Genomic DNA, 12,040 nt, shown 5'->3' with positions numbered 1-12,040 from the left:
GTGTCTCAGTCCCGGCAGGGTGCCGGGGCTGACCCGCTCATAGCTGCCGCGCAGCAGGCGGATAACGGCTCCCCGCCAGATTTCCTCAACGGCCTGTCTAATGGCTTTGCGAAAGAAGCGTAATGCAGCCGCAGCGTCCCGTTTGGCGGTCAGCATGAAGTCGATGGTCTGCCCCGAAGTATCCACCGCGCGGTAGAGATATTTCCACTGACCTTTGACTTTGATGTAGGTCTCATCCATTCGCCATCGGCGACCCACGGAGCGTTTACTCCGTCGAAAGGCTTTATCCAGTGACGGTACCAGGCGGATGACCCAGCGATGAAGCGTAGAGTGGTCGACAAAAATACCACGTTCAGCCATCATTTCCTCCAGATTACGCAGGCTAAGGTCATAGGCCAGATACCAGCGCACACACTGGGCGATGATATCGACGGGATAATGCAGTCGCTGGAAGGCATTTCGGATCAAAGACATGGACAGGTAACATCATTAAAAAAAAACAGCATGTTATCTGACGACGCCTTAATGCGACAGAGCCTGATTTCTTGCATATACTTTACTCACTTCTCCCCCGCTGCTTGCCGGAGATATTGCCATGTCTCATCATGAGTACCAGAAAAAACGCGCGCTGTTAGCCACCCCAGAAGAAGACGTAGAGAGTGACGACGAGGAGCGCTATCGCCAGGATGAGATGGAGGACTCGTATGCTGGCGAAGGGAGCGGGGTTGCTGTTGTACCTCCACCGCCAGTGGACGCCTTCTTTTCAGTTATCGCGCGCGAGCATTTGTCAGAAGCGCAAGAATTCAGAGCAAAGGGACACAACAGCCAGAGACCGGCGGTCAATCCCGCATTATTGTCGCAGGTGCAGGAGGCAATCGCGGTAGTCCAACTCCGGCTCTATCAGGGGTTTGAAGCCCAACCGTACGAAAACGTACGCTAAGTATGTTTTTTAACCAAATCGGTGCTTTCGCTGCCATGACGAAAGATAATTATAAAGGCCATTCATCGCTCTCTTCCGCTTGCTTAAGTGGCCTGAGCTGTCCTTTTGTTACCTGTTCTGCCAGCGTGAATGTGTAGTGACCCAGCATATTAATATGCGCATGGCGCAGTGGTGACAGCCGGGACTCATCGTCTTCATTAATGGCTTCACCCTCATCACGTAAATGTGCCAGTGCCGCCTGCAAATAAATGGTATTCCAGAGTACGACGGCATTAGTTACCAGCCCCAGAGCGCCCAGTTGCTCCTCCTGCCCGTCCCGGTAGCGTTTTCTAATCTCGCCTTTCTGCCCGTGACAAATGGCTCTGGCGACAGCATGTCTGCTTTCTCCCCGGTTAAGCTGGGTCAGAATGCGACGTCGGTAATCTTCATCATCAATATAATTCAGCAGATACAGTGTCTTATTTATTTTTCCGGCTTCGATAATTGCTTGTGTTAACCCTGAAGGGCGATCGCTGCTCAGCAACGAACGAATCAAAACTGACGCCCGAATTTTCCCCAGCGTCAGGGAACCGGCCATGCGCATCATGTCATCCCAGTGTTGCTCTATCTTCCGGGCATTCGCAGCATTGCGGGCGATATCATTCAGCACGCCATAATCTGCATCTTTATCCACACGCCAAAATACAGAGGCTCCTGCATCAGCCAGACGAGGAGAGAACTGATAGCCCAGCAACCAGAAAAGACCGAAGATCAGGTCACTGGAACCCGCCGTATCTGTCATTATCTCTGTCGGGTTGAGTCCGGTTTGCTGCTCCAGCAGGCCTTCCAGTACAAATATGGAATCCCTTAGCGTGCCGGGAACGACAACGCCATGAAATCCGGAGTACTGATCTGAAATGAAGTTGTACCAGGTGATCCCCCGGCTGGAACCAAAATATTTTCGGTTGGGGCCTGCATGGACCGTTCGTACCGGGGCTATAAATCGCATACCGTCCGCAGAGGCCACCTCACCACCGCCCCATTTCTGAGCCAGAGGCAGGGTAGACTGATAATCAACCAGTCTGGCGTTTGCTTTTACCAGCGTTTCTGCCCTGAGATAATTTTGTTTGGTCCAGCTCAGACGATAGCGGGTCAGCGCCGGAATATTGGGTCGAATAAAGGGCTCCATACCAATATTACAGGCTTCAGCCAGCAATACTGCACAGATACTGACGGTCAGGTCATCCATACGCGCGCCCGCTTCGCTTGCGTGGGTAAATTCATCTGCAAACCCTGTATGCGCGTTAATTTCAAGAAGGAGTTCGGTCAGATCGACAATCGGCAGCAGGTCAGATATACGTTTTGAGAGTAACTTCAGCGTCGGCGGCTCATCCAGTCCGTTCAGATGAGCAATGGTCAGCTTCGTGCGTTTACCGGTGAAATCCAGCGAAACGGCCTGATTATCAGCAAAATTTTTAGCGACTTGTCGGTACACCGTGTCGAGCTGCCGGGTCAGCGCATTGACGGCCTCTCCGGCGTTGAGGGGATGCCCGAGGGAGCGATACACCTGCACTCTGTTGGTATGCCAGTCCTGCCCCTGGAGAAGTTTAGCCCGGGGATCTCCCCAGCGTTCGCTCCGTGCGACGTAAATATCCCGTCGCCTCAGGCTGTCTTGTAACTTATTCATAACACAGAGGGTATAGCCCTGTCGGGATAAATGACCGTCTTTGCCATAGCAGAGTCGCTTCCAGGGGCCGGTAATTATCGCCATTGGCGCATCATCAATATGCTGCCTCCGGGTTGTTCGGATCGCCGCAAGGTAGCGTATAGCCTCAAGCGTTGTTTCACCTGCCGGAGCGGCTCCGAACTCAATATTTTCCAGCAAACAGGGAAGAAAACGGCGGACTCTTCCATACTGTTCCACCATTTCATCGTGAAAATTGGCGTCAGGAGGTCGGGCGATCGCGTTTATAAATGTGATGGTGTCGGCCAGCCTGGCCGGAGGGAATTTTTTAAATATTATCGAGCGGAGCAACTCACTGTCGACATTTTCATCCAGAAGCATCGAGCAGATATTTGCCAGTTCTAATGCTGATTTATCAAGATCTTTCAAAGTTCTCAGGCGTTTTTTCTGCCCAATTTTTTTCGCCTCCCGGCCGATATCAGCAATAACTCCATCCAGGACGTCCAGCGCGTCATCCAGTGCCGATATTTCGCAAGAACGAACAAAGGCAACCAGCATCGCTGTTCGTCTTGCGGGCGGCATCCGGGCTATTTTGTACACTGAAATCATATCTGCATACCGGGCGAGTGCATTGAAACGCACCGGAGGAATACCGGTGAAGTCAAGATCCTGCATGCCAAATGCTTTCAGTTTCAGGTAGCGCGCAATGGCCTGATTAAATGCCGGGCCGCTGAGGGCAACAGGACCTTTTCTTAACTGATCAAAACGTGAGGTGCGTACTCCATCAGGTACCTGTAACAGTTCTTCAAGTAATGAACACTGTTCGCCTGATGCCAGTCCGGACAGTCGAGACCAGAGTCTGTCTGCTGATTTTTCACGTATTTCGGATATCAGACGGATCAGCGTGGTGACGCCCGGCAACAGTATTTTATTTTGTAGAAGCCAACTGGTAGCCAGATCGAAAAGCAGTCCCGGTCGTTCGTTGCTGAGCCAACTGCGGGTGAACAGTAACCGGCTCAACCTGAACGTCCATGGCCACGAGAAATCACGATAGCCATACCGACGACGGATCAGAGCCTGATGTTCACGCAGCGTGGTTTCTCTTCTGGAGTAGTCGGACAGAACGCCCGTGTCGGATATTCCCAGCTGTCGGGCAACAAACCACAGTACGTTGGCCGGGATCGCTGACAGTTCATGAGGCCATGTGCCAAGAAATCGAACGCTGCCAATCAGCAATGCCACCGCCAGACGGTTTGCCCTTCCACGCCGTTTGTTAATGAACTCCATATCCACTTCATCCAGCAGAAAGAAACGAGCAAGCTGAATGTCATTAGGCTCACCAGAGAATTGACCATAACTGGCACGCTGTTCCGCGTTTAAAAAATCTGCTGGCAAAAGTGCCTCCCTGGCTACGGATCACATACGAATGAATAAAAATGAGATATTAATCAGGTTGTTTCAGATATTGATACAGCGTTTCACGACTAATACCGAACTCACGAGCAAGTTGGGCTTTTTGCTCACCATTGTTTGCCCGCTGTCGTACTTCAATTTGTTGTTCTGGTGATAGTGATTTTTTCCGTCCACGGTATGCACCACGCAGCCTGGCCAAAGCTATGCCTTCACGCTGACGTTCATGGATTAAAGAACGCTCGAACTCGGCAAAAGCCCCCATTACTGAGATCATCAGGTTTGCCATTGGTGAATCTTCGCCAGTGAATGTCAGACATTCTTTAACAAATTCGATACGCACACCCTTATGGGTAAGCTTTTGTACCAGACGGCGCAAATCATCCAGGTTACGAGCAAGCCGGTCCATACTATGAACCACCACGATGTCTCCATCACGCACGAATGACAACAGTGAATCCAGCTCTGGCCGCTGAGTATCTTTACCCGATGCTTTATCGACAAAGACTTTATCCACCTGAGTCTGATCCAGTTGACGCTCTGGGTTCTGGTCAAAGCTACTTACCCTGATATAGCCAATACGTTGACCTTTCATACGCCTCCAGTACTGAATGTGTCAGGAAAGAATCTATGACCTTTAATTACTTGTGTCAATAAATAGGCGGAGTGACTTTATTCTGACAGTTTTTTATTATCTGACCTGACGTCAGGTTAGGGTATAATTAAAACTGACATAAATTCATCACGTTAAGCTGTTAACAACTCGGTATAATTTTTTTTACTGATGTGTTGAAAATAATCATCTCATCTACTAGATTATTACATAACGTCTAATGTTATTTTTGGCCTACCATGAGAAGCAATTTGGTTTCTATGTTCTTTTTTTCATGGAAACTGGTGATGGTTTGTTATTTTATTTCCGCCTCTGTTTTACGTAAAAATAGAGGTGGACAGTAAAAATAAATCTGTTAGTTATATCATTACTAATAAGCGGGTATTCGTTATGCGTCTTACTCAAACTTCAGACACTTCTTCGATAAATGGGAACCAAACTAATTCATCTAAGTTTGATCCTGCAACCTTTGACGAATACGCAGGTCTCTATGAGGAAATGCTGTCCTGGCCCTATCGTAAGGAGTTAGAGCTTCCTACATTAAAACAGTTACTGGGTGATCTCTCTGTCCTTAATATACTGGATTTTGGTTGCGGGCCAGGAAATATTTCTCGCTGGTTGAATGGTCTCGGAGGGGAATGTATTTCCGGCTATGATATCTCTGAAGGAATGCTTAATTATGCTCGCCGACGCGAGGAAAAAGAACGGCTCGGCATTGATTATTTTTCTGAAGTTAATGAAAAACATGAGGGGAGTTTCGATATTGTCCTTGCGGTTTATGTTATGCCCTATATAGCTCACAGTGAAGATCTACTGGCAATGAGCCAGGCGATGTTCAAGATGTTAAAACCAGGAGGGCGGCTAATCACACTGCCTATGCACCCTGAATTCAATTTAGATCCCGAGTATTATAGGCCTATTGGCCTTCGCCTGATTGAAGAACAACCCCGTGCAGATGGAAGTCAAGTTCGGCTTCATATCTGTCAGCCTCCTTACGATGTCAATATACAGGCCTACTATTGGTCACGTCAGACATTGGAGAGTATGCTATATCAGGCGGGTTTTCAGACAGTAAGCTGGAAATCATTAAATGTTCCCACGAAACCTCTATCACTCGAACTTTCCCTCTACCTTCAATACCCACATGCTGCAATCATTGAATGCATCAAGGAATAATTATGTTATCCCCTCTGAACCGGTCTGCTATTCCTTCCGTGTCCAGTATTGAACATATTGATCAGCATCAATGGGATGGGCTGATTACTGACCATGATTTTTTTCATAGCTACGGTTGGTTAGCCGCACTGGATCACGCTTTGGGTAAAGCGGACATTTTTACTCTGCGTGGTAATGGTGGGTTGTTAGGTGGTTGCGCTCTTTGGGAGGGAGAAAATAAACCGGGGTTGTTCTACCTGCCAGACTACTTTCCCGGGTTGAAAGGCCCGTGGCAACAGCCTTTTTTGTGGGTTGGCGCTCGTCGCTCCACACACAATGAAATCCCCTGTGTACGTGGACTGAGACGCGGTGAAGCCTTGTCCACGATGGGTAACATGCTGGCACAATTGGCCAGTTCCAGAAAATGTTACGCAGCCATAGTCCCTTTTATGCCACTGTGTCAGGCACTGGAAGTTGCTCGTTATTGTCCTAATACACGCGTTCTGATGCACTCAGCGGAGGCGGCGATGACCGTCCCTAGGGGAGGACTGGCTTCGCAATTACAACAAATGGACTATCAACGCAGAAGAAGAACTAAAGTGGAGTTAGCTGCTTTTTCCCGCTTTGGTAACAGAGTGGAATGGCGGCGATTGGATGATCACCTGCTGGAAATCGCCGCAGAGCTAATAACTAACAACAGAGCAAAATACGGGAACCATCAAAATATTGATTGGATGCGGCGTATGTTTGATGGACAAAAAAAATCTGGGGTTATTGACACCGCCATTGCTGTTATAGCCATGCGTGGCAATACAATTCTGGCTATAACTATATTCTATCGGTTTGGTGATACGTTACATTTTCGATATTATGGCTCGGATTATTTGGTTGATGATGATGACTTCCGTTATTTTGTATTGAGTTATTATCACTCTTTAGATTACGCGATGGAAAACACTACACGTGAATATCGATTTTCTATTTCTTCGCTTCGGGCTAAGTCATTGCGTGGTGCTGAAATAGAGCCACTGGCCGCGTTGCTGTTATTCGAAAATGAAAACACGACCATTCCATCAACCTTCGAATGTGAAAATTATAACCGTCTATTTTATCATGACTACCAGCAACAGCATGGTAGCCATCTGTCCCCTCACTGGATACAACTTAATTAAAGGAAATATTATGCTACATCTGATGTATTTATTGAAACCGACTAGTAAAGCCCGTAAGGATATGCCCGAATTTTGGCGTTGGGTCGAGAAACGCGAGGAATGGTTTTATAGCACACTGGAAATGGCAGGAGAGCGACGCTGGTATGTTCGAACTATCGGAAATAACGTCCATTGCCTGGAACATTATGTTACCTTCGCCGATGAAGAAGCCTGGGGGCAGTACCGTAAAGCCGTATCAGCACTCAGCAAAATACCCGAATGGGAACAGATCCGTACTGAACAAGAATTGTGGTGGGATATTCTCGATTCGAGTTTGTTGAACGATGCACCTTTTGTCATCAACCCAAGTAGCTAACATGAGCCTGACACAACGCAGCCTTTATTTACTCAATAGCGCACGCTTTTTCACCCTAGCGAGCCAGAACTCTGACTGCACTCCCTGGGCTTCTACTGTCAATTATGTCCCGTTGTTCGCTCCTTTGCGGCTGGTGTGGTATTCGATGAGGACTGCCAAGCATTCCGAGAATATTAGCCTGTGTGCTGAAGTCAGCGGGTCACTGTTTCGCTATGACATGCAAGAAACGTCGCCTTTAGGGCTGGATGGTGCGCAATTTACCGGTATCGCGCGGGAAATACCACAGAGTGAATGTAAAGGTATCCATCAGGATTATTATCGACTTAATTTTCCTGATGTGCTGGAGCGTGCTCGCTGGCAGTTACCATTACATGAGTTTTATGGTGATGGTCTGCGGCGTTTTTACGAACTCCTCATTAAGGAGTGGTGGCTACTGGATATAGATGCTTGGCTGCAAACTAAAGAAGACAAACGCGTCCCCTTTCCCCTGAACCAATTGGTTGTACCTAAACAGGAGATATTATGAGTCTATTAAATTCATTGAATGGCAAGCTGATCGTTTCCTGTCAGGCATTACCAGATGAACCTCTCCATGGTTCTTCGGTGATGGCGAAAATGGCAATAGCAGCATACCTTGGCGGAGCGGGTGGGATAGTTTCCAACGGCGCGCAAGACATAACAGCAATCAAAGCACAAGTTGACTTACCTGTAATTGGTGTGCTGAATCGCCATTATAGCGACTCGACGGTGTGCCTGACGCCAACTATTGAGGATATTCACGGATTAATGGTTGCAGAACCGGATTTTATTTCCATCGAAACCTGTTTTCGTCCTCGACCTGGTGGTGAACGACTGGAGGAAGTGCTTCAGGAAATCCGTACCTGTTACCCCAACATATTACTTTTGGCTGCAGTGGCTACTCTTGAGGAAGCTCTTCTGGCACAAGACCTAGGTTATGACGGCATCACTACCGCGATGTATGGCCACACCCCAGAAAGTAAAGGAAAGCATCTCATTGATGATGATTGTGCACATCTGAAAACATTATGTAATGCCGTTACTTTACCTGTATTGGCTGAAGGAGGAATAAATACGCCGGAACAGGCGGCCTGTGCATTGCGCAATGGTGCTCACAGCATCGTTGTCGGTGGGGCTATAACGAGACCACAAAATATCACACGAGCCTTCGTAAATGGATTGTCTTTGTCAGGAAAATAAAAGCTGATTCTTTTACCGTATTCTCACCTGAAATCACTTAGAGATATACGGGGGGACTGTTAATTTGCAATAGTTCGGTGCATCTGCATGTATAAATATTAGCAATTTTGCTCAGAGGATTTTTATTTCTTATTTTCAGAAAACACTCTCCGACCTGCTCAAAAAATGTACTTAGCGTACGTTTCCGTACGGTTGGGCTTCAGGCCCCTTAATCGACTTTTTGTGCCTTAACCGCGTTGCACAAACGTTCGTTTGTGCATCAATATTGCGCGACCCATCAATTAGAGGACTTGCCGATTGCAAAAAGGTATTGCATAATTAAATTCATTGGCAATAGGTTTTTGCAAAACAACACACCTACGATCAAATAACAATTAGCCGTGATGGATACCGTTGATAAGTTAGCCAGGGTCTCCCTCCGTGATCGATAGTTTTTTGCCAGAATGGCTGGATAGGAGAGCGAAGTGATGAATCTCGGTTATGCCCGGGTTTCCACCCAAGAACAGGATAACAGCGCGCAGATTGCCGCACTGACGCAGATGGGCTGTGCCCGAATTTTTGAAGAAAAAGCGTCAGCTGGGCGCTGGGATCGCCCAGAGCTACACCGTTTGATTGACCAACTACGGCCTGGCGACATGTTGGTGGTATGGAAGCTTGACCGGCTTTCGCGTTCACTTAAAGACTTACTGACTCTTCTGGAAAAGGTGCAGCTTGCTGGGGCAGGTTTTCAGAGTATTACGGAAGCTATCGACACCACGACACCTGCTGGCCGTATGATGATGCAGATCGTGGGTTCCTTTGCTGAATTCGAGCGCGCCATGCTACGTGAGCGTACGCGCAATGGTCTGTTAGCGGCGCGTAATGAAGGTCGAATTGGCGGACGCCGCCCGAAGCTTTCCACCCTGCAACAACAAGAAATTGTGCAACTGGTGAGTTCAGGCCAAAGAACTGCCGCTGATGCGGCCAGGCTTTTCGATGTCCACCCTTCTACAGTGGCCCGGTTGTTATCCAAAACCAAGCTACTCAATCGACAGTAGTGGCTATGTCGAGTAAAAATGAGCGTTTATCGGTTCTATCGGATGCAGAGCAATTTGCCCTGTATGGACTGCCTGATTTTGATGACAGACAACAGATGGAATTCCTGTCGTTGTCAGAGTCAGAACTGGCGTTGGTTAGTTGTCGCCCCAGCCTTCACGCACAAATTTACTGTGCCTTGCAAATAGGTTATTTCAAGGCCAAGCACGCCTTCTTCCGCTTCGACTGGTGCGATGTCGAAGATGATAGTGCCTTTGTGCTGAGCCGCTATTTCAACGGCGAACAGTTCGAACCTGAATCGATCACCAAGCATGAGTATTATAGTCAGCGTGAGCGGATAGCACACCTGTTCAGCTACCGCTTGTGGGCAACCCACTATTTGCCCCAGCTCATGCAGCAGGCCGAACAGATCGTTCGTCGCGATGTTACGCCCGGGTTCGTGGCCACTGAACTCATTGTCTGGCTCAACGAACAAAAAATTGTTCGTCCCGGTTACAGCACGTTGCAAGAATTGATTAGCAACGTGCTGTCTACTGAGCGACAGCGTTTGAGTAACTTGCTTCTCGATGAACTTGACGATAGCGCCAGGGCCGCGTTGGCTCAACTTCTTGTGCGTGATGATACATTATCCAAATTGGCAGGGTTGAGACAGGATGCCAAAGACTTTCGTTGGCGGCAGATGAAACTGGAGAGAGAAAAGCGGGCAACGCTTAAACCCTTGTACCAGGTAGCCAGTACGTTGCTCCCCAAACTGGGGGTCTCACAGCAAAATCTGCTCTACTATGCCAGCCTGACGAACTTCTACACCGTCTACGACCTGCGACGTCTCCGCCCCAAACAACAAAGTTACTTATACCTGCTGTGCTACGCCTGGGGGCGTTACCGGCAGCTTACCGACAACCTGGTCGATGCGATGGCCTTCCATATGAAACAACTGGAGGATGAGAGCCGGGCTGGCGCAAAACAGTCCTTCGCCGACGAGCAAGTTAAACGGCAGCGTGCCTGGAAAATCATGGACAGGGATGTGCTGCAAAACACCGCGCAGCGCATGAGCATCAAGCCGGTGAGCAAGTTGGCGCTGCACTGGCAGGTGGTTGACGGACTGGCCGAACGCATCCGCCGCCACCTGCGCCCCCTTTATGTGACGCTCAACTTTGCCAGTATTGTTCCTGACAGCCTATGGCTGGAGGCACTTGCCTGGGCAAAAAAACTGTTCGCCCGACAGCCGCGCTTGGCTCAATGGCCATTTGACGAATGCCCGGATGCCACGCTGCCAAAGCGATTGCGTTCCTACCTGCTGACATTCAATGAAAAGGACGAACCCACGGGAATACAGGGGTCAGTTTGGATATCGAAAATTATTGTACGTTAAGATGGTTTTTTGATCTTTCGGTTTTAGCTGGCCTCAGCCGACGAAACTTACCGGAAGGCGGTATCCGGTTGCTTTTCCAGATATAATCGCCTGTCAGATTGATGTGTTCCCAGCCAAGCGGGGACAGATGCGACAGCAGTTGCTCATTGATCTTCACCCCTTTACGCTTCAGGGCATCGACCGCTCTTTCCATATAGACGGTATTCCACAGCGAGATAGCAGCCGTCAGCAGCGTCAGTCCACTGGCGCGATAGCTCTGATTTTCCGGTTTTCTATCCCTGATTTCACCCAGCCGGTGCAGGAATACCGCACGCGCCAGCGCGTTACGGGCTTCTCCTTTATTCAGTCCCGCCTGTACTCGCCGACGAAGTGCCGGATCGCGGAACCAGTCGAGCATAAATAGAGTGCGTTCAATACGGCCAATTTCCCTCAATGCTTTGGCAAGTCCGTTTTGCTTGGGGTAGTTGGCAAGCTTTTTCAGCATCAGGGATGCCGACACTGTTCCCTGCTTTATCGAGGTCGCCAGACGTAGCACTTCACGCCAGTGAATTTCGATCTCTTTCAGGTTCAGGCGGGTCGTTGATATCAGTGACTGAAGCGCCGGGTATTGGTCCGCTTTCCCTTTGATAAACAGCTTCTTGTCGTGGAGATCCTGTAAGCACACCCATTTTAGTTCCACACACTTTTTGAGATTTCCGTCTTCTCAGCCATCAACCGGTATTCTTCCGGCGTCAGGTTATTCAGGGATTCATGAGGCCGCTCGCTGTTATATTCTGCCAGCCAGCGTTCCGTTATTTCCCGTGCTTCATTCAGTGTTCTGAACAGATAAAAATCCAGTATTTCGGTCCGGTACGTTCGGTTAAACCGTTCGATAAACGCGTTTTGCGTCGGTTTGCCTGGCTTGATAAATTCCAGCATCACGCCAGGGTCCTCAGCCCATTGTGCCAAAGCCAGTGATATCAGCTCCGGCCCGTTATCCATCCGCATCTTCAGCGGATATCCACGGTTTGCCACTATCCCCCCATGTCAGGGTAGTTGTCGCCTCCAACTGAAAAATCATCAGGGGGTTGGAGACGATATTTATGAAGACCTATTCACCCGAGCGTA

At 48.8% G+C, this 12,040-nt stretch carries 10 protein-coding genes and 3 pseudogenes; 8 read left to right on the top strand and 5 right to left on the bottom strand.

What is annotated here, in order from left to right; translation table 11 throughout:
• On the bottom strand, positions 1-474 hold a 474-nt coding region (locus M2407_RS25920; RefSeq protein ID WP_259220230.1), incomplete at its 3' end, for an IS6 family transposase.
• Positions 475-595: 121 nt separating this feature from the next.
• Between M2407_RS25920 and M2407_RS25915 the strand changes: the two genes are divergently transcribed.
• A complete protein-coding gene (locus tag M2407_RS25915; protein WP_259220229.1) occupies positions 596-940 on the top strand; it encodes a hypothetical protein in 345 nt (114 codons plus the stop codon).
• A 49-nt stretch (positions 941-989) separates the two neighbouring features.
• Here the strand turns inward: M2407_RS25915 and M2407_RS25910 are convergent, their stop codons facing one another.
• Both M2407_RS25910 and M2407_RS25905 read right to left on the bottom strand, forming a co-directional pair.
• Complete coding sequence (locus tag M2407_RS25910) at positions 990-3,998, bottom strand: Tn3 family transposase (RefSeq protein ID WP_259220227.1); 3,009 nt, start codon at positions 3,996-3,998, stop codon at positions 990-992.
• 49 nt (positions 3,999-4,047) lie between these two features.
• A complete protein-coding gene (locus M2407_RS25905) occupies positions 4,048-4,608 on the bottom strand; it encodes a recombinase family protein (protein WP_259220226.1) in 561 nt (186 codons plus the stop codon).
• Positions 4,609-5,016: 408 nt separating this feature from the next.
• Between M2407_RS25905 and M2407_RS25900 the strand changes: the two genes are divergently transcribed.
• The 7 genes and pseudogenes from M2407_RS25900 to M2407_RS25870 form a co-directional block, all read left to right on the top strand.
• Positions 5,017-5,802 carry a class I SAM-dependent methyltransferase gene (locus tag M2407_RS25900; RefSeq protein WP_259220225.1) on the top strand — a complete coding sequence of 262 codons (786 nt, stop codon included), beginning with the start codon at positions 5,017-5,019 and terminating at the stop codon, positions 5,800-5,802.
• Between the two features lie 2 nt (positions 5,803-5,804).
• On the top strand, positions 5,805-6,953 hold the full coding sequence (locus M2407_RS25895; protein ID WP_259220224.1) for a peptidogalycan biosysnthesis protein: 1,149 nt from the start codon (positions 5,805-5,807) through the stop codon (positions 6,951-6,953).
• Between the two features lie 10 nt (positions 6,954-6,963).
• Positions 6,964-7,308, top strand: coding sequence for a hypothetical protein (locus tag M2407_RS25890; RefSeq protein WP_259220223.1), 345 nt, complete (start codon positions 6,964-6,966; stop codon positions 7,306-7,308).
• A gap of 1 nt (position 7,309) precedes the next feature.
• Positions 7,310-7,834: a pyridoxamine 5'-phosphate oxidase family protein gene (locus tag M2407_RS25885; protein ID WP_259220222.1), complete on the top strand. Its 525-nt coding sequence runs from the start codon at positions 7,310-7,312 to the stop codon at positions 7,832-7,834.
• Positions 7,831-8,526 carry an N-acetylmannosamine-6-phosphate 2-epimerase gene (locus M2407_RS25880; protein ID WP_409049664.1) on the top strand — a complete coding sequence of 232 codons (696 nt, stop codon included), beginning with the start codon at positions 7,831-7,833 and terminating at the stop codon, positions 8,524-8,526. The genes M2407_RS25885 and M2407_RS25880 overlap by 4 nt, the downstream gene beginning before the upstream one ends.
• Positions 8,527-8,993: 467 nt before the next feature.
• Complete coding sequence (locus tag M2407_RS25875; protein ID WP_259220221.1) at positions 8,994-9,563, top strand: recombinase family protein; 570 nt, start codon at positions 8,994-8,996, stop codon at positions 9,561-9,563.
• 5 nt (positions 9,564-9,568) lie between these two features.
• A pseudogene (locus M2407_RS25870) lies at positions 9,569-10,894 on the top strand (DUF4158 domain-containing protein); the annotation flags it as partial.
• A 25-nt stretch (positions 10,895-10,919) separates the two neighbouring features.
• On the opposite strand, the pseudogene M2407_RS25865 reads toward M2407_RS25870, so the two are convergent.
• Both M2407_RS25865 and M2407_RS25860 read right to left on the bottom strand, forming a co-directional pair.
• Positions 10,920-11,591 (bottom strand): annotated as a pseudogene (locus M2407_RS25865) (Tn3 family transposase); the annotation flags it as partial.
• A gap of 11 nt (positions 11,592-11,602) precedes the next feature.
• Positions 11,603-11,950 (bottom strand): annotated as a pseudogene (locus M2407_RS25860) (integrase core domain-containing protein); the annotation flags it as partial.
• Positions 11,951-12,040 lie beyond the last annotated feature (90 nt).

Origin of the sequence: Serratia sp. BIGb0234 (genome assembly GCF_024809915.1) — a bacterium.
GTDB classification, from domain to species: domain Bacteria; phylum Pseudomonadota; class Gammaproteobacteria; order Enterobacterales; family Enterobacteriaceae; genus Serratia; species Serratia liquefaciens.
The sequence above is the reverse complement of the archived record's forward strand: the minus strand, read 5'-3'. Positions and strand labels throughout refer to the sequence as shown.